The organism is Halomicronema sp. CCY15110 (genome assembly GCF_016888165.1).
GTDB lineage: Bacteria > Cyanobacteriota > Cyanobacteriia > Phormidesmidales > Phormidesmidaceae > Halomicronema.
Genome location: NZ_JACSWC010000393.1, coordinates 16,350 through 35,071, shown reverse-complemented (window position 1 = coordinate 35,071; position 18,722 = coordinate 16,350). Strand labels below are relative to the sequence as shown.

At 55.0% G+C, this 18,722-nt stretch carries 16 protein-coding genes; 4 read left to right on the top strand and 12 right to left on the bottom strand.

Features of this window, described 5'->3' with window-relative positions:
- Window positions 1-84: 84 nt before the first annotated feature.
- The 3 genes from hisG to JUK32_RS19750 all read right to left on the bottom strand — a co-directional run bounded on the left by hisG (window position 85) and on the right by JUK32_RS19750 (window position 2,199).
- On the bottom strand, window positions 85-729 hold the full coding sequence (gene hisG, locus JUK32_RS19760) for an ATP phosphoribosyltransferase (protein ID WP_204140583.1): 645 nt from the start codon (window positions 727-729) through the stop codon (window positions 85-87).
- Window positions 730-807: 78 nt separating this feature from the next.
- Complete coding sequence (locus JUK32_RS19755) at window positions 808-1,557, bottom strand: DUF4336 domain-containing protein (protein ID WP_239112875.1); 750 nt, start codon at window positions 1,555-1,557, stop codon at window positions 808-810.
- 24 nt (window positions 1,558-1,581) lie between these two features.
- Window positions 1,582-2,199: a TetR/AcrR family transcriptional regulator gene (locus JUK32_RS19750; RefSeq protein ID WP_204140582.1), complete on the bottom strand. Its 618-nt coding sequence runs from the start codon at window positions 2,197-2,199 to the stop codon at window positions 1,582-1,584.
- Window positions 2,200-2,400: 201 nt separating this feature from the next.
- Here JUK32_RS19750 and JUK32_RS19745 point away from each other — a divergent pair, with 201 nt between their 5' ends.
- Together JUK32_RS19745 and JUK32_RS19740 are read left to right on the top strand one after the other, a co-directional pair.
- Window positions 2,401-3,768, top strand: a complete 1,368-nt coding sequence (locus tag JUK32_RS19745; RefSeq protein ID WP_204140581.1) for an 8-oxoguanine deaminase — start codon at window positions 2,401-2,403, stop codon at window positions 3,766-3,768.
- Between the two features lie 472 nt (window positions 3,769-4,240).
- The gene (locus JUK32_RS19740) at window positions 4,241-5,512 is read left to right on the top strand and encodes a tetratricopeptide repeat protein (protein ID WP_204140580.1); all 1,272 of its coding nucleotides are present in this window, start codon (window positions 4,241-4,243) and stop codon (window positions 5,510-5,512) included.
- Window positions 5,513-5,571: 59 nt separating this feature from the next.
- Here the strand turns inward: JUK32_RS19740 and JUK32_RS19735 are convergent, their stop codons facing one another.
- From JUK32_RS19735 to JUK32_RS19725, 3 genes are all read right to left on the bottom strand, one after another.
- Window positions 5,572-6,417 carry a hypothetical protein gene (locus JUK32_RS19735; protein ID WP_204140579.1) on the bottom strand — a complete coding sequence of 282 codons (846 nt, stop codon included), beginning with the start codon at window positions 6,415-6,417 and terminating at the stop codon, window positions 5,572-5,574.
- A gap of 110 nt (window positions 6,418-6,527) precedes the next feature.
- On the bottom strand, window positions 6,528-7,502 hold the full coding sequence (locus tag JUK32_RS19730) for a TraB/GumN family protein (protein WP_204140578.1): 975 nt from the start codon (window positions 7,500-7,502) through the stop codon (window positions 6,528-6,530).
- 101 nt (window positions 7,503-7,603) lie between these two features.
- Window positions 7,604-9,016, bottom strand: a complete 1,413-nt coding sequence (locus tag JUK32_RS19725) for a NupC/NupG family nucleoside CNT transporter (RefSeq protein WP_204140577.1) — start codon at window positions 9,014-9,016, stop codon at window positions 7,604-7,606.
- A 169-nt stretch (window positions 9,017-9,185) separates the two neighbouring features.
- On the opposite strand from JUK32_RS19725, the gene JUK32_RS19720 reads away from it, so the two are divergent.
- Together JUK32_RS19720 and rbsK are read left to right on the top strand one after the other, a co-directional pair.
- Window positions 9,186-9,473 (top strand): hypothetical protein, encoded by a 288-nt coding sequence (locus JUK32_RS19720; RefSeq protein WP_204140576.1) that lies wholly within the window; start codon window positions 9,186-9,188, stop codon window positions 9,471-9,473.
- A 5-nt stretch (window positions 9,474-9,478) separates the two neighbouring features.
- Complete coding sequence (rbsK, locus tag JUK32_RS19715) at window positions 9,479-10,411, top strand: ribokinase (protein ID WP_204140575.1); 933 nt, start codon at window positions 9,479-9,481, stop codon at window positions 10,409-10,411.
- 130 nt (window positions 10,412-10,541) lie between these two features.
- On the opposite strand, the gene JUK32_RS19710 is transcribed toward rbsK, so the two are convergent.
- From JUK32_RS19710 to JUK32_RS19685, 6 genes are all read right to left on the bottom strand, one after another.
- On the bottom strand, window positions 10,542-11,291 hold the full coding sequence (locus JUK32_RS19710) for a hypothetical protein (protein WP_204140574.1): 750 nt from the start codon (window positions 11,289-11,291) through the stop codon (window positions 10,542-10,544).
- An 821-nt stretch (window positions 11,292-12,112) separates the two neighbouring features.
- A complete protein-coding gene (locus JUK32_RS19705) occupies window positions 12,113-12,604 on the bottom strand; it encodes a hypothetical protein (RefSeq protein ID WP_204140573.1) in 492 nt (163 codons plus the stop codon).
- A 169-nt stretch (window positions 12,605-12,773) separates the two neighbouring features.
- Window positions 12,774-15,599, bottom strand: a complete 2,826-nt coding sequence (locus tag JUK32_RS19700; protein WP_204140572.1) for a tetratricopeptide repeat protein — start codon at window positions 15,597-15,599, stop codon at window positions 12,774-12,776.
- A 137-nt stretch (window positions 15,600-15,736) separates the two neighbouring features.
- Window positions 15,737-17,053 (bottom strand): hypothetical protein, encoded by a 1,317-nt coding sequence (locus tag JUK32_RS19695; RefSeq protein ID WP_204140571.1) that lies wholly within the window; start codon window positions 17,051-17,053, stop codon window positions 15,737-15,739.
- Window positions 17,054-17,430: 377 nt separating this feature from the next.
- A complete protein-coding gene (trpA, locus tag JUK32_RS19690) occupies window positions 17,431-18,234 on the bottom strand; it encodes a tryptophan synthase subunit alpha (protein ID WP_204140570.1) in 804 nt (267 codons plus the stop codon).
- Window positions 18,235-18,325: 91 nt separating this feature from the next.
- A complete protein-coding gene (locus JUK32_RS19685; RefSeq protein WP_204140569.1) occupies window positions 18,326-18,664 on the bottom strand; it encodes a DUF3007 family protein in 339 nt (112 codons plus the stop codon).
- Window positions 18,665-18,722 lie beyond the last annotated feature (58 nt).

Below are 18,722 nucleotides of genomic sequence, written 5' to 3'. Positions count from 1 at the left end.
CAGCGCATTGGCGAGGACTGGCCCTCTTCACACTGTATCTCAGGTGACGAAAACCCATGGGCGATCGCCGGGGTGGGGCGGGGGCTAAGCCGTGACCAAGGCGGGCGATCGCAATTGCTGGATAATGTCGCTCAAACCATCGGAGTTGACCCGATAGCTGATGGGATGGGCAATGAGGCGAGCCGTGCTTTGATAGAGCACCTCCAACTCCACCAGGTTATTTTCTTGGAGGGTGCGCCCGGTAGAAACCAAATCCACAATGGCTTCTGACATGCCAGTGATCGGCCCCAGCTCCACCGAGCCATACAGCGGCACAATATCCACCGGCAAATCAATGCCGTTGAAATAGTCCCGAGCGCAGTTCACAAACTTCGACGCCACCCGGCAGTGGGCGGGCAAATCCAGCGCTGAACGATAGGGACTCGTGGCTTTGACCGCGACCGACATGCGGCAGTGTCCAAAGCCCAAATCTGCTAGCTGCGCCACATCGGCCTGCTTTTCGCGGAGTACGTCATAGCCGACGATGCCGAGTTGCGCTTGGCCATACTCCACATATACGGGTACATCTTGCGCCCGCACGAGCAGCCCTTGTGCTTTGCCATTGGGCGTGGTGATTTGCAACTGGCGGTTGGACTTGTCGAGAAAGGCGCTAAAGTCTAGGCCAATCGCTTGAAACCGAGCAATACTTTCTTTGAGCAGGGCTCCCTTGGGGAGGGCGATCGTCAGCATGATGTTGTGGGTGAATATCGCCTCTGATCCTATCAGTGAATGATTGCGAGTGTGTGACTGGCGCGTTATCCGATCGCCTCAGCTGTTGCCGGCTATCGTCAGGGGCTGACCGGGGGCCAGCGATCGCCCCAAAAACCACTCAAACCCCTCTCTTAGCTGGGTTTTGGCGTCGTTCTCGATAATCGAGCCGTGACCCGGAATGACGAGATCGAACTCCCACTGCAACACCTGGCGAATGGACTGCTCAACAGCATCTTTGTCAAAACTGCCCCATTTTTCGAGCCGGGTCGGGCGGAGCGTTTGATAGCTGCCGAGCACCTGGGCCGCGAGCCGTGAGGTAAAGGGAAACGTTTCATCAAAATTAAAAGCAATATCCGTGAGAATCAGCGTCTGGCTGGGCTGATGCCAAAATACGGTTTCATGCGCTAGCTGCACGCCCTGCAACATAATGCTGCCAAAGCCCTCAACCGGTAAATAATGGAGGACGTCAGCAAAACTGCCGGGCTCATTCAAGGTACCGTCAAACCTGAGATCAGGCCGTTTTTGCGCTAGTCCTTGCACCCCCCAGGCCTGCGCCTGGGGATAGAGAGCCTGCGCATTGCCAAAATAAAGATGGTGAAAGCGATTGGGCGCAATCAAGTGTTTGACGGTACCCAGAGCGTCTAAACGAGCGCGATCGCCATGCTTCAGAGGCAACGGTGAAATTAACACGAGTTCACGGTTGGGCAATCGCACCACCGTCATGCGACAGCCGACTTCTAAGCCCAAAAACCGCAGCAATTGAGTCGCCGTCCACAAATCGGGAGCCATCTCGGTTAAAAACAGCATCTTATTGATTCCTGCCGCGACACATTATGACCAACCCCCGGCGTTGACAACGTTTTTACGGTGAACCGCTGTTGCGCCCAAGCCGACCCAGCCCCTGGCATAGAGTTGACAAAAGGCGTTGATCTGCCGGGTAATTTCGGCCTCACCCCGTCCGTAAAGGCATTGCAACAGCAGGCCATCTAAATAAGTCAACAGACAATCCACTGCCTCGGGGGCGATCTGTAAATACGCCACCAACTGGTGATGTGTTTGTTGCCAAAACTGCTGTAGTACGGTGTCGCTGCCCTTGCCGGTGTGCTGACAGTGCTGATAGAAATCAATCCAAATCAAAAACTGCTGCTGATAGGCCCCATAGTTATGGAGAAAAAAAGCCATCACATATTGCAGTCTTTCTTCTGTCGTGGCGGCAGTAGGCGCTTGGGCAAAAAACTGGGCGACATCCTTGCTGCAATACTCTTCGACTAATTGCACAAAGATGCTCTCTTTGTTGGGGAAGTAGTGGTATAGCGTCCCGGTTGACACGCTGAGGCTCGCGGCAATTTGCCGCATGGTGACCGCCCCAAATCCCTGTTCGGCAAACAGAGATAGGCATTGGGCGAGCAATTCTCGCCGATAGCGATCGTGGTTAACAATCTTAGGCATGTCTTTTTATATCATGCGTTCGATATAAAAAGACGATCGCTGACTAGAGCGTCGATATTCATTCGCGACCACCCGTAGCTACCATGCGTCCTAACTTAAACAAGGGTGAGTTTCGCGTTATGCAATACATCGAAAGCGCGTCAGGTGGCAGACAGTATGATGGGGCGATCGCATCTGCCAACCCACTCAGGAGGACATCGCGTGGCAACTTTGTTGGTCAAAAATATCCATACCTTGGCAACTTTTGATGATGAACGGCGAGAAATTCGACAGGGGGCGCTATTTGTTCGCGACAACGTGATTGAGCAAGTCGGGACGACTGCTGAGTTGCCTGACACGGCTGATGAAGTGCTGGATTTGGGCGATCGCTACATCGTGCTGCCGGGACTCGTCAACACCCACCACCACTTCTTCCAAACCCTGACGCGCGTCATTCCCGCTGCGCAAGATCATGAGTTGTTTCAATGGCTCCAGAGTTTGTATCCGCTCTGGTCCAATATCACCGCCGATATTTTGCGTACTAGCGCCCAAATGGCCGCCGCCGAACTCATCTTGTCCGGCTGCACGACCGCCAGTGACCACAGCTACTTATTTCCCAATGACTGCACCCTCGACGACGAAATCCAGGCCGTACAGGAAACTGGGCTCCGCTTTCATGCCAATCGCGGCAGCATGAGCATCGGCGAAAGCAAAGGCGGGCTGCCGCCGGATGGCTTGGTTGAGGCCGAAGATTTTATTCTCAAAGACAGTCAGCGACTGATTGAGCAATATCACGATGACGAGCGCTACGCGATGCTGCGCATGACCTTGGCCCCCTGCTCACCGTTTACGGTCTCTCAGGATTTAATGCGGGAATCTGCGGCCATGGCGCGATCGTATCCGGGCGTCAGGCTGCACACCCACCTGGCGGAAAATGTGAGCGATGTGAATTACAGCCTGGAGCGCTTTGGGCAGATTCCGGGGGAATATGCGGAATCGGTGGGCTGGCTTGGGGACGATGTTTGGCATGCCCACTGTGTCAAATTGAGCGACAGTTCCTTGGCAAAGTTTGCCGCGACGGGGACTGGAGTCGCGCATTGCCCTTGCAGCAATATGCGGTTAGCCAGCGGCATTGCTCCCATTCGCAAAATGTTGAACTTACAAATTCCCGTCGGGCTGGGGGTCGATGGGTCGGCCTCCAATGACTCGGGCCATTTGATGCAAGAAGCCCGCCTGGCGATGTTGGCGGCGCGGGTGCGGGACGAAGCGCCGGGAGCCTTGACCGCTAGGGACGCCTTAGCGATCGCCACGCGGGGAGGGGCTCGCGTGCTGGGCCGGGATGATATCGGGGCGCTGGCTCCTGATATGGCTGCTGATTTTATTGCGATTGATTTGGAACAGCCTTCTCTCGCTGGGGCGGCGGTGCATGATCCGGTCGCGGCCCTCCTGTTTTGCCATGTGAATCAGGTCGCCTACAGCTTTATCAACGGTCGCCGGGTCGTGGATGAAGGTCGGCTGACCACCGTCGACTTGCCGGCGCTGACGCGACGGCATAATCAGGCCGCGTTGCAGTTACTTGCCGCTGGGTAATGATCCTGGCCATTGCCAATCCTTGGGACAGCGATCGCCGAGCCACTGGTGCTGCGGCCGGGGACATTTGGTCATAACTAGCACCGTTGATCGGCGATCGCAACCCAAGATATTCCCGATTTTTCGGACAATTTTTGTGAGCGAATCCAGAATCTCAGGCTGTTTTATGAAGATTGTATGAACCCAATCCAACCTGTCCCCTGGCTTTAGACCCCTTTCGATTAGTCTATAAACATCGCGAAAATTCGAGTGTGTGCGGTCAAAATATTGGCAATTCATACATTCCCGGTTCTACAGGTAGGCTTGATGGGCTACTTTTGGCGACGCTTCCTAATCGCAGTTTTTTGGGATTGTTGGGGTTGGGATACGCTAGTAGTAAGGTACGTGAATACCGAAGCTGAGCCATTCTGGCAAGGTGGCGTCAATTCAAAGAAGATGACTGGGATCGGCCTCTAAGGGTTGAGGTGCCAACATGCATTGGAAAACGATACTCAATGAGGCGATTGATCGGGCACGTCGGGGCGAACTGGCCGAGGCCGTGATTCTGTTCGACCAAGTTTTAAAGCTGGAGCCAGGATATAGCAAGGCACACTACAACCGAGCCTGTGCTTTGAGTGATTTAGGGCGGGCGCAGGAAGCCTTACAAAGCTTTTCGGAAGCCCTGCAACTGAATCCTGATTACGTCAACGCTTACCTGAATCGAGGCAATCTCTACCGCAAGATTGGCGACTATGCCGCAGCCATGGCTGATTTTGAAGCGGCTTTGCGCCTTGATCCCACTTCGGCTAAAGCCTATGGCGGGCGAGGGCTCACGGCTTTGATGCAGTCACACTACGCGGCGGCTATCCGGGACTTTGAGCAAGCCCTGACCTATTCCCCCAAGTTTGCCAAGGTTTACCTTTGGCGCGGCTGCGCCTATTTGCATTTAGAGGATTATCATCAGGCGATCGCTGACTTTAACCAAGCCTTGACGTACAAACCGTCGTTGGCCGATGCCTTACATAGTCGCGGTTTAGCCCATATGCATTTGGGCAATCTTTATCAAGCGATCGCCGATATGAATCAAGCGATCGAGCTGAATCCTCAGTTCGTGGAAGCCTATGGTAACCGGGGCCTGTTACGCCATAAGTTAGGCGATACGGCGGGGGCGGTGAATGATTATCAACAAGTCATGCAGTTCACTGCCGAGCTCTCGAATGCGGCTACTCCAGTGCCGTCACCGGCCGCGCTAGCCGACCCCCATGGCACGGCTTCCGGAATGACGCAAACCTACGAAAAAACGTCGACATCGGCGACGCAACTCGCGGAGATTTATCACAGCCGTGGCAAGCTCAGGGCCGAGTTGGGTGATCCCAAAGGGGCGATCGCTGACTATACCAAAGCCCTCTCCATTGAGCCCCAAAAAGCCCGCCCCTACAACGAACGGGGTGTCTTACGGTTGCAGGCGGGCCAATATGAATCGGCGATTCAAGATTTTGATCAAGCGATTCAACAAGACGCCAACTACGCCGAAGCCTATAACAATCGCGGTAATGCGTACTACGAGTTAGGCAATGCCAAAGCCGCCTTGCAAGACTTTACTCGGGCCTTACAGCTTGACCCCAATTTGACCGACGCTTACATCAGTCGAGCGCAGGCTCGGGCCGCTGCCGATGATGCCGAAGGCGCACTCCACGACTATCAGCGGGCGTTGCGGCTGCGAGGGCAGCAGGGCACTTCTGCCATCACATCGCGAACGGCTTAGGCCACGCTCAAAGTCAGCCACAATCAATGGGTCGTGCTGCTGCCCAACCTATTCAGAGGCTACGGCTGCCTCGGGGCGTCATCTTCCTCCGGCCAAATTTCTTCGGAATCCACATCAATGGTGTTGCCGGGCACCTGGGGCGCACCGGGTCGGCGCACATGATCAACACTAGAAGCCGCATCGGCAAAGCGATCATTCACCTGCGATCGCCAACCTTTGCTGCGCTTTTTGACCTGACCAAACACTTGCCCAAACTGACTACGGGCCTGTTCCGTCAGTTTTTGGGCCTGGGTTTGCACCTGCTCGGCCACTTCGCGGGTACTGTCGATCGCGCCTTGCATGTCTTGGCGTGTGCGGGACAGATCTTGCTGCCAGGCTTGCTGCACCTGTTCCTGTATGCCGGGGACAAATTGCTCCGCCTGTTGCAGCGCGGCTTGTTGCACCATCATGCGCTTTTTGCCGACACTCACGACTGCTGCTGGGGCCACCGTGTACAGCCCATCTGTCAGGCCCTGCCAGCCAGGAGCCGTAAACAGATATTGGGTAATCGCCCCGGTCGAGAGGTCAAGGCAATAGTCCACCAGTTGACCGACTTCGCTGCCCGCATCTGACCAAATGGCTTGGCGGTCGAGGGCGATCGCGGCATCCAAGCGCTCGGAAATGGTCGCTCCATTGCGGCGCACCAAAATACAGTCCTGCCCCACAGAATCGACCTGCACCCACATGATGGGCACCGTTTCAAGGCTCAGCAGTCCCTTTTTGCACACAAAGCCTTCGACTTGGTGATGCTGGACATCGACCAAAAACTGCGACAGTTTGCCGAGTTCTTCCGTCGTTTCCAGGTCAATCACTAGTTTTTGATGCAGTTGACTCTGTCGAATTTGTGTGGGTTCACCATCAGTCATGACCAGCGCCTCAAGCCCTATCGTTATCTTAGTTTAGACATGAACCAGCGACAGACCAGGTGCGATCACCCAACCAAAAGAGAGTCGCCCCGCCATCAGGCCCACCCCACTCAGAGTTGCTCCGCTTCGTAACCTTCTTCCGCTAAGAGGTCGAGGACATTATCTGGACCGACCAGGTGTAGCGCCCCCACGACGATCAGGTAATCGTCATCAGATTCCAGCCAGGGCAAGATTTGGGTGGCCCAGTCGCGGTTGCGATCGCGGAGGAAAATCGCCTGCATTTCGGGATAGTCGGCAAAGCCCGTCAGCAAAATTTCCGCCATGCGATCGCGATCGCCCGTCTCCCATGCCGTCACGATATCGTTAAAAGATTCCTCAAATAAGTCCAGTTCTGCCAAAGTTTGCTCGGTAAACAGGCTTTGCTCTTCGATAGAAAGCTGCTCAAATAAATTGAACTGTTGCTCCACAGTTTCTAAAAACAATATGGGTTTGTCGTTGACCTGAGCTTGCTCATAAAAATGTTGATCAACGCCGTATTCCGGCGTAAAGCCCAGGGAAATGAGTTCTAAAGAGGTCAGCGAAATGGCTAAAAACCAGGGTTCAAATTGTTCAAACATCTGAATCGGCAGGCCCAGTTCTTTAACTTTTTGAGCCGCCAAACCGTACGTTTCCGCATTCAGTACTGCCGTTAAAGATTCGCCGACTTCAGGCTGGGCGGCGGTCAATAGCAAAGCCGCGACTTCGGCTTCGGTGCCGGGGCCAACATCTGCTTCTAACACCAATGTTTCAGCGTCTCTAAAAGCCGCCTGCATGGCCTCGGGCAGCGGATAGCTGTCGGCATTTAAAAAGTGAACGGAGCCGAGTAGATAAACCGTATTGTTGGCGGTCTCGATCTGCCAGAGAAAATGATCTTCGGGGGCAGCGGTCGGTGCAGCGGCTTCAGCGGGGTCGCGGTCGGCAGCAATGATGACGACGGGGTTAGGAGCCGGAGCGATCGCCAGTCCCGCGATCATTCCCATGCCGAGCAACCAGGGCAGCGGCTGTTGGCAACGGTTCCAGGCTCTTCTTCCTGCTCGCTTGACCACAATCCCACTCCCTTAAATCGTCAGATGGACATCGATGAGATGACGAGATGACTGCGATCAAAGTGCCTCAGCCAAACACGCCAGCATTCCCAACTTGCCGCCTATCGGCCCAGCACAGCGGTACCGTCATAGAACCAAACACCGGCGATGCAGCCCGTCATTAAAGTCGCTAAGGTGCCTGCCCATAGGGATTTCCAGGCGAGAGAAGAAATATCTTGGCTGCGGGAGGGCACCAAGCCAGCGAGGCCGCCGACAAAAATGCCGACAGAGGGCACATGGGCAAAGCCGCACAACACGTAGCTGACGATGACTAAAGCGCGATCGCTCAGTACCCCCTCAGCGGCCAAATCTGCCAGAGCGATATAGGGGGGGATCGCCGTTTTCAACAATCTTTGCCCAATCAACACCGAGCAGGTCCACAGTTCATTCCAGTCCAACGACACCCCAGTCAAAAAGGTCAGTGGCAAAAACAACACACCCGTAATGTTGTCGAGGGTGATGACGCTGAAAATTTGACCGATGGGACGCAGCAGGGCAATGTTGCTGGTTTGCAGTCCGGCGAGGGAGGCAAAACACAGGTTCAGCAAGGCGACTAAGCCGAGAATTGCAATCAACGAGGCAGCAATGCCGACGGCCATTTTGACCCCATCCAAAGCGCCCAAAATCAGGGCATCCATCGGACTTTTTTGGTCTTCTTCAATTTGGGATAAATCGGGCACTTTCCCCAGGGTTTCTGGGACTTCTTGTTCGGGTACGAGGATTTTCGCCATCACGAAGGCGGCAGGAATCGTCAGCACTGAGGCGGACATCAGGTGACCGGCGATCGCGGGGAAAGTGGCCCGCAAATAACCGGCATACAGCCCTAGCACCGTGGAGGCGATCGATCCAAAGCAGGAGGCTAGAATGGCGCACAACTCACTGCGGGTCATCCGTTCGAGAAACGGTTTAATGGCGATCGCTGACTCAATACCCACAAAAATATTGGCCGCCCCCGCCAGAGACTCGGCACCACTGATATTCATTACCGAGCGGAAAAACTTGGCAAAGACCCGCACCACCGGCTGAATAATCCCGAGGTTGTACAGCAGGTTGAAAATGGCTGCGAAGAAAATGACCTGGGGCAAGGCCCGAAACGCCAGGATGTAGCCCATGCTGAGATTATCCGCCCCGAGGCGATCGCCCGGCACGGGGGTGAAGGGCGGCGTTAAGGCCCGCGCCAACCAGCGCCCCGCCCCCTGTGGCCCGACCTGTGCCCCTAAATCTGGCACCAAGATCGGGCCAAACAAAAACTTTGACCCTTCTTCTGAGGCATCGATCAGCGCATTGAGCAAGCCGCTAAGCCACACCACAATGTCGCGGGTAATGGGCGCTCGAAAAATGAACAGCCCCAGCACCAGTTGCAGCCCAATGCCCCACAGCATCAGCTTCCAGGGAATCCGGCGGCGGTCTTCTGAGCCTAACCAAGCCACAAAGCACAGACCCGCAAGACCCACCAGCGACAGTAAGTTCAGCATCGGCGCATCCTTTTCCGATTAACGCCACGATTCTACAAGGGTTAACGCGATTCGCGACGTTCTAGCGAAGACTTTGTAAGGCATCGCAATACGCCGAGATTTCACCCTTGGGTGTACGAGATGGCGATGCCCAACCCATAATGAGGGAAATGGTTCCTCCCCAGCATTTATGAATCCCTTTTCTTCCATGCCGCCAACCTGGTCTGAGTCCGCAGTTCATGCCTATCAGTTTGGTTGTCCTCGTTGTGGAGCTGGCATCTCAGAGTCAGAAGCCGTGTGGATCAATCGCCGATCGCCCGTTTATACCGAGGGGCATCGGCGTAAGTGGCAAGAATTTTATCAATGTGGCGAATGCCAAACTGCGTGGTGGGCCTGGAGTAGCGATCGCCCGCCCACCGTCTGGAGTGGTGACTCAGCAGCGCCAGAAGACATCACCGAAGACCCGTTTGACTTTTAGCGACCATGACGATTTTGGTATTGGGCAGTTTGAACATGGACTTGGTGGTGCGATCTCCCCGCTTGCCGCACCCCGGCGAAACTTTGACCGGCAGGGACTTTGCTACGATTCCCGGTGGTAAGGGAGCCAACGAAGCGGTGGCCGCCGCGCGTCAGGGTGTTGCCACAGCGATGATGGGCCGAGTCGGGGCCGACGACTTTGGGCACCAGTTACGCCATGCCCTCGCTGGTGATGGGATCAATATTGATGCGGTCAAGGTCGATGCCGAGACTCACACAGGCGTCGCAGCGATCGTTGTCGCCAAGTCGGGAGAGAATCAGATCGTCATTGTGCCGGGAGCCAATAGCCGCCTAGATACAACAGATCTAGCTGCGCTGGAGAACGCTTTAGCGTCTGCCCAGTTGCTGCTGCTGCAATGTGAAATTCCCGCCGCGATGGTGGCGCAGGCGGCCCAACTCGCCCATGCAGCAGGCGTTACCGTGATGCTTGATCCCGCTCCGGTGCCAGCCTTTGATTTGACGCCCATCTATTCAGCGATCGATATCCTGACGCCCAACCAAATCGAAGCCGCTCAACTCACGGGATTGCCTGTGAACAACGTGGCCGAAGCCGAGGCCGCGATCGCGCACCTGCAACGCCAAGGTGCATCCACTATCCTCATCAAACTAGGCGAGCAAGGCGTTCTCTGCGGCACTCCGACCGAAATGTTTCATGTTCCAGCCTTCCCCGTCTCGGTGGTGGATACCGTCGCCGCAGGGGATGCCTTTAATGGGGGGCTGGCGGTCGCGCTAGCCGAGGGGCGATCGCTCAAACAGGCGGTCATGTGGGCATCGGCAACCGCAGCCTTATCGGTGAGTCAAGCCGGAGCTCAGCCGTCCATGCCCACGCGATCGCAAGTCGCTGAGTTCTTACGCCAAGCCAATACATCCCTGGACTGAAGGGAATCCGCGATCGCCTCGCGCCGTGCTAAATCGCCGCCAATAAAAAAGACGCCTCGCTAACACGAAGCGCCTCATAAACTCAGAGAAGCCAATGTTCCCCTAAGTTTCAACAAGACTCTGACCAATGCTATGGTCGCGTACAGTCCTCCGGCGGATACTGCTCCACCAATTTGGTATTCAAATCTTCGGAGAAGAAGGGCACCCAAGCCTGGTTTTCTTCAAAAATATCAACTAATACAAAAGCATTGCGACCGTGGTCTACCACGACTTTATGCAAAGGATAGCTGGCATAGGCGATATCCGTTGGCACATAATTAGCATCCAGTGGTGTATGAAAATCGGGTCGCCCATAGAGATTGGTCGGCGATAAGACAAAGTAACAAGCCCGATCATCCTCGCTGCCACCGGGAAAACCAGACGCATTGACACCCGGGTTCGGGCAATCTGCCAGGTCAACCAAGATGGGAGTATCACTTCCCTTAGGGAACCGAGGCACCCAACCCACCGTGCCGTCAAAACCAGCAACCTTGATAAATGAGTTGCCGTCTTTTGTCTTATCCCTAAACCAATAAGACTTGATGGGGTTGGTAGTCGCGTAGGCAACATCGCCCACCGCATAACGACCTACCACTTCTGAGTGATAGGAGGGGTGGGCGTACATTTCGGTCTCAACTGCGATATTGAAACAATAGGGCGTGACATTATGCCCGGAGCTTTGGGCCGTCTGCGAAATCAGGGCTAACGAGCTGGCCCAAAAACCCATTCCCAAGAAAGCTATAGATTTGCGCCAGGGCAATTTAGCGAGATTCATGTAATTTTCTTTTCTCCACAACATAAAAACGGTGAAATGCCATGTGGCCGACCAGTAACTTGCCATGAGCTACAACGCTCATCCCTAGCAAACAACTGCGGCTAAGGCGATGAACCAATTGAGAATCTGGTCTCGAGATCGTCATCTATAGGGAAAAAAGAGGGAATCGGTCACCCAGCTAGCCGATCGCGCCTGCTTCCTACCCGCCTGATTAGCGGTGTCACAAGCAATTGGCACGAAAATCATTCACGCTAGACCAGAATCACTTCAGCAGTACATGGGTGCTGTTGTGCAACAACCAAACCTGCTGACGGTAGACTTTTTTGATTACACGACATGTTTCCAGTATTTCGGAATTTACGCAATAGTAGGCCAAAATTTTCAAAGTAGACATCATTAAATTGTGAAATTAGTTTTAGAACCAGAAAATCACTTAGAGATTGCAATATAAACTTCACTTACCAGTATATTTGTCCTAATTGATCGTGGCTTGATGTGGACTAAACTCACCGATTCACAGATGAAAAGATTTGTTCAAGCTATCGATCTACCCTGTTGGGAAAGGGATTCAGCCTTTTGAAGTATTAGCAATTATCGGCTAAGCGCACGAGTTATATACAGGCTTAGCCATGCAGGATTCAGTGAGCTACTGCTCCTTGACTTCTGTTTTCTGGTAAGCATGTTCTACTTTTTGGGAGCTGATTTCTGGGTTTTAAAAATTTCAAAAACCAGTCTTGGTTTACTTAATCAATAGGATTGAAGATCCCAAAGTCATGGCGGCGGGAGCCGCTTTATTAGCGCCAGTTATCAAAAAAGTTAGCGCCAATGAATTTTCAGCGATCGCCTCAAATATCGAGATCGCTGAAAATCCATTGGCGTATCTGAGATTAGCGGCGATAGTTTTTGGCCCAGCGCTGTTGCAGCAGCCAGATGCCACCGACACTCGCGGCGCTGACCCAAGCCAGGCGGCCACTTTGGAGGTGGCCGGTGAGCAGAAAAAAGCCGCCGGCGATGAACAGGATAAACGTGCCACTGCCCGCGATCGCCACCATGGCGCGAATGGCCTGGGTCGCCGCCAGCATTTGAGCGGCTAAATCCTCCCCTGGCGGCATCGGGACGGCCGCTTTGAGCGCTGCTTGAAAGGAGTCGTACTTGGCGAGATCAATCTGGTAGTACGTGCCGAGTTCCTCATCCCGCAGGTCGCGTACGGAGTAGAGGCCGAATTGCTTGGCCTGAGCGATCGCCTGACGAATCTGCCGTTTGGTCGCCAGCGATCGAAACGCCTCAAAGATCGATTCGCGATAGACGCCGGTTTTGGCCATCTCTAAGATACGTTGACTCAGCTCAGTTTCCGAGAGACGGGGGGCAAGTGACGACATCAGACTCAGAGGATGAACAAGAGCAACGGTGAGGGCGTTAAACCAGTGATCGCCAATTCTCACGCGGAGTTGGCGTCACTCCCAACGGGATGACGACCAACAGTTGTCCCTTAGTATATGCGAACCAAACCGCATTCACCGTGGTCGCTGTGGGCTTTGCTCGCCAGCATTACAGCCCGACCAGTTCGCGGAACCAGTCGTCGTTGCGAAGGTCAGTGAAGGTGTCTTCCATTTGGGCGTCGGCCCGCAGGTTGGGATCGAGCCGCACGGCAAGCTGCAAGTTTTCTAGGGCGATGTCGTATTCGCGTTGCAGGGTATAGCAAAGCGCTTTGTGATACAGCGCTTTGGCATAGTCGGGGTCAATGTCGAGGGCGCGATCGAAGCTCGTGAGTGCTTCTTCATCCCGGCCCAACTTCATCAAAGCGAGTCCTTGATTGTCCCAAGCTTTGGGTACTTGCGGATTGAACCGTGTGGCCTTATCAAACGAGGACAGAGCTTCCTCGTAACGTTCAAGTTCCAGGGCTGCGAGCCCTCGGTTTAGCCAGGCCACCGCATCGTTGGCTTGAATTTCTGTAGCCTTGTCGAAGGACTGAAAGGCCTCGGTGTGCTGCTGCAAAACGCCGTAAGAGACGCCACGATTGACCCAGGCTTCTTGATAGTCGGGCTTGATGGTCAGGGCTTTGTCAAAGGCCGCGATCGCTTCTTCCCGTCGCCGGAGTCGGCCCAAGACCATGCCCCGGTTGACCCAGGCCTTGGCGTCTTCGGGGTTCAGCATCAGCACTTTGTCGAAGGATTCCAGCGCCTCTTCATACCGTTTGAGGTCTTTCAGCGCTTGACCTCGTTGGAACTGAGCTGCAATCTGATCGGGGACGAGTTCGAGCACTTGGTCAAAGGCGGCGATCGCCTCTTCCTGGCGATCTAGCCCCACTAAGGCCAGGGCTTTGTTGAGCCAGACTTCGGCGTTATCGGGTTGAATCGTCAATGCTTCGGTGTATTGCTCTAAAGCGGCCGCGTAGTTTTCGTCGGCGAGATATTGATTCGCCGCGTCGATGCGTTCCTCGGCAGAGAGGAAGAGATTGGGGCGATTACCCCGCAGGCGCTGCACCAGCCCCGACACGGTTTCAAGCTGCTGCTGTGTCGTCGCCATAAAGCTGTTAGCTACATATTCGGGGGCGAGTTCGCCCAGCCGTCGCATAATGGCTTCTTTTTCGCCCTGGGCTTCGGCTTGCAGGGTGATCAGTCGCTCTTGCACAGTGCGCTTGACGTCTTCGAGGTCGGCAATGACGTCAGTGCGACCAGCGGCAATGTCTTTCTGCAACTCGGCCAATTGGTTACTAAAGTCAGTCTCAATTGCGGTCAGGCGCTGTCGGGCCTGTTCTTGGCGCGTGGCGGATTCACTTTCGAGCGCGCCGACATGTTCCGTCAGGCGTTGGTCAAAGCCGTCGAGTTTTTCGAGCATGCGATCGCGCCGCTCAAAGATGATGTCGCGCACGTCGTTCATTTGTCGCCCGACTTCATCTTCCATCCGAGCCAGGCTTTCTAGGGCGACGGTGGCGCGATCGCGGCTTTCACCCTGGAGCTGCTTTAGGGTTGCCGAGAGCTCTGAGGCGGTTTGCTGTACGGCGTCCCAAGTCACTGTTTTGTTCTCGTCCAAATCCGCCATCATGTCACCGAGCTGACGCCGGAAATCTTCGGCACTGCCGGTTACCTGGTTGAGGGCGTCAGCCTTCTGATCATCCACTTCATCTTGCAGGAGGGTGAAGCGATTGAGAAAGTCATCGGCAGATTGCTGCATGTCTGCCAAGATCTGGGCTTTGCCCGCGTCAATTTCGCCTTGATAGTTGCTGAATTGGCCCAAAAAGTCGTCGAGCGATCGCCGCAAATCGGACAGGGTATTGGCGCGTTGGGCCAGCACTTCGTCTTTGATCTGGCGAAACTGTTCTTCAAAGTCTTGGATGGAGCGCTCCATCGTTTGCAAAGCGAGGTCGCGATGGCCCAGGGTGCTGGCCTGCATCTCATCCAGTTGGCGATCAACCGACTGCTGGCGATCGCTCATGGCATCCATGACGCGCTGCTGATACTGCTCAAGCTGCGCTTCCAAATTGTCCCGCAGGGTTTCAAAGTAGGGGGCAAACTCTTCGCGTAACTTGTCTAAATCAGCGAGGGTGCGATCGCGCGTTCCCTCAACTGTCGACGTTAAATCCCGCATTTGGGCCGCAAAGTCATCAGAAGAGGCCGCCATTGTGGACAAGGTTTCGCCCTGGGTGGCCGCGACCTGGTCAGTCATCGCCGTCAACTGCTGCTGAAACTCCTGGGCGCTGGCCTGCACCGAAGCGAGTACAGCAGTCGTCTGGTCAGCGGTATCGGTGTCAATGGTGGCGGCCCGCTCCTCCATGCGCTGTTTAATTAGGCTGGCTTGCTCCTCAACGTTGCGTTCTAAGTCAGCCAAGGTTTTGGAGAGCAGCGTCACCTGTTTTTGCCAGTCTTCCAGGGTATGCGCCTTGGAGTCATTGATTTCGGAGAGAGCCTGATTGAGCACGCGGCGCTTTTCGTTGAGCAGATCTTTGAAACTCTCAGCGTCTTGCTCAATATCGTCGCTAATGTCTTCCGCGTCTTTCAAGACATTGTTGAGTTCGCGGGTAGCGGTGCGAATCTTATGCTCCAAATCGGACATTTGGTTCAGCTGGGTGCGAACGGCGGTCGCCACCTCTTGCACCACGGAGCGGCGCAAAAACCACAGCATCGCGACTCCCAACACCAGCAGTAGTGCTAATGCCGTCAGCAAAATCGCGACTAGAGTCGTCGCGCGAGTGAAGGCCAGGTTGGCCTCTTGCTGGAGCCGTTCGAGTTCGGCTTGCTCGTTGGCAGTGGCATTTTGGGCGATCGCGGGGGCCAGGTTCACAGTGGGGACGATGCCGCCCCCCAACAGGCACAGCGCCACCAACGCACTGCCACGCAATAACTCAGTTAAGGAAAAGGAAAAACGATGCCGCATCGGTCTCGCGATCACACTCTAGGGAAGGCTTCGTTTAAGGATACTCAAAGTACCGCCCAACGATACGCCTAGCATACCGTGAAGCCCTGACGGGAAGAACGGCATCCCTAGTGGTGACCGATCGCAGCAGTCAGCGATTAGGCTTGGCGCTGGTTGCGATGCTTCCACGCAAGATTGAGGATTTGGCCCCAAGTGCGGTGCACCCGCTTCGGCGTACATTGCAGCAGTTCCGACAGTTCGCCCGCATCCATGTCCTGCTGCCCCGCCCGAATTTGCGTCCGCCGCAGTCGCAAAAGTTGCTGTTGGAGGGGATTCAAGGTCGCCACAAAGTGATCCCACTCTTCCGAAGAGAGGCCAAGATTGTGCTCCAGGTCGATGCCCAACCACTGATGCACCATCTGCCAATTGTGGACTTGGGCAAATTTCTCGACATGATACTTAAAGCGCTGTTGCAAATAGTCGCGCTGCCGCGCCGTCAAGTCGAGAATTTCATCAATTTCGGCGGCGGGGAGATCCTGCAACCGCAGCACAAAATAGTCGATGCAGTCGTGCTGGTCTTGGGTTTCCAAATATTCAATCAGTTCTTGAATAATGCGATCGCGCAACACCTGATCAGCGGGATCGTCGGCCTCTGTGACCATTTGTTCGCGCACCTGTTGCAGTGCGGGCGAACGATTCTGGCTGTCCATTTCGTCTGACCGGGCCGACTCCATGGCGCGTTCAATATCGACCGACGTTTCATCGGGCTGCCGCCGGGCAAAGGTCTGCGCCCGCAAGACGATAATTTGCTGGTTCACCGCACCCGGAATGGTGATCCGCCGCTTGGCATACTGTTCGCAAAACGTCATGTATTCCGACAGTTGCAGCCGTGTCTTCGGCGAGTAATCAGCATCAACCGGGTTTTCCCGCCGAAAAGCCTTAAGCGCTTCGATATAAAATCCTTGTAAAAAGTCTTCGAGCAGGGTGTAACGCCCTTCAAACCCGAGTCGGGCCTGGCGCGGCGCGATGTAACGATAGGCGATCGCGCTGAGGGTGCTGTGCAGTTCCACCCGGCCCCGCTGGGAGCCCAGATTAAAATATTTCAGACATTTAGTAATGCGATGACGGGCCAGCGATCGCTGCCAGTGAATCACCTCGCCCGACGATTGGATCCGGCGGCTCATGCGGCAAATGCGATCGACCTCGCTAGCAATGCGCGTGGCCACTTGCTTCAGGCTGCTGACCCGTTCCGGCAGTTCGCGCTGAAATTCCGCCATAATCCAATCGACAAACACTGGATCGGGCGGCGGCGGGGCCGGGGGGGCAGTTTCAGCGGCGGGCGCGGCGGAAGCTGACGCAATGACCTCTCCATGACCCACGGCTAAGCTACGGGTCGCCGATTGATCAGCCGGTGGTTGAGATTGTTGCGCGCACAGGGGTGCATTAGTAGAAATAGAAGATATTGAGCGCATCATAAGCTTGGGTAGTGCACAGAACAGAGTTGGGCGATCGCCTGAAGCAGAACAATCATCAACCCTTGAGAAGTAACCCTACTTTAACTAGAGTGCCCAAATCAGCAGCGTAATATTGTGGCACTCTTTGAATCTGTGCCAGTTGAGTGGACGTTTTGGTGTGATGAAGTTCGGTTATACGACCCAGCCCCAACCGCTACATGCCCCGCCCGCCAGGGACTCCAAGTGAATTGACTACAGTGAAATTGTGACGACACTGGTCAAGAGAAGATCGCTGACCGGAGAGACAGTCAACGCAGTGGTCGGCCCCTTCCGGAATCAGGTTCCTGAGCGGTGAATAGTCGTATTTTCCGATCCCTTCAAGCGATGGAGGGGGCTACTTATGTCCCTTTAACGGCCTTTCCGAGTTCTTGGCAAAAGGCTTCCAGGTCGGCAAGACCAGCTTGCGGATCGTCAGTATTCGCTAAGCGTTTGACAAACGCGCTGCCCACTACGACGCCATCCGCACCCCAGGTGCGCAATTGGGCGGCCTGATCGGCTTGTGATACCCCAAAGCCGACGGCGATGGGCTTGTCCGTCAGACTGTGCAGTTCTTCGAGTAATTCTTTGACGCGGCTCTGAATTTCAGTACGGATACCCGTGACGCCTGTGACGCTCACCAGATAAATAAAGCCCTGGGACTTTTCGGCGATCGCCTGAATCCGTTCTTTCGGACTGGTCGGGGCCACCAGCAAAATGACTTCAATGCCATGTTGAGTCGCGGATTCCAGCACGCCGCTGACTTCTTCCAGCGGCAAATCGGGGACGACGAGGCCCTTCGCTCCGGCGGCGGCAATATCTTTGAAGAACGTGTCGATGCCCCGATTCAAAATCGGGTTGTAATACGTGAACAGAATGATGGGGGCTTGCAGCTCTGGGGAGACGGTTTTGACCAGTTCCAGCACGTCATCCAGCGTCGTCCCTTGCTGTAGTGCCCGCGTGGCGGCGGCCTGAATGACTGGCCCGTCGGCTAAGGGATCGGAGTAGGGTACCCCCAATTCTAAGAAGTCAGCACCGTTACGATCCAAGGTTTTGAGGGCGATCGCGGTTGTCGCCAAATCGGGATCACCCGCCGTTACAAAGGGAATCAGAGCACATTGCTGGCGATCGCGGAGTGCCTGAAACTGCTCAGAAACCGACTTCATAACCTGATCCTCTTAACGCTAGACCGTTCATCAACCCATACAGCAATCTAGGGCAAGACGGAGCCCGAGTCTACTAGGGCAGCCTGAAGTTCTAGGGGTCAGTAGACGAGGCCGCGGCTTCTTCGTCAGCCAATTTGGCGGCGGCGACTTCGGCTTCTAGCGCCGCTAGCTGCTCCGGTGTCATTTCATCCAGACGTTTTTGCAAAACGGCGTTTTCATAGTCCCGTAGTTGCTGACCGTAGGTCATATCGCTCGTGACGACCCGAAATAAGTAGGTCGCGACCCACCCGAGCAGCCCCGTCACGAAGATGACCTGACTCCAGACGCCCGCCGAAAGGCCGTCCAACCCGGCGAAGCGAAACCCGACGTAAAGGCCGCCGCCGAGTAAAAAGACCCCTAATCCAATGCCGATGACATCAATTCTGCGCATACTTTCACTTTGGTGCGATCGCTCTTTGGCATTTTAAGGGGTTGGCTCGGTAGGCGGT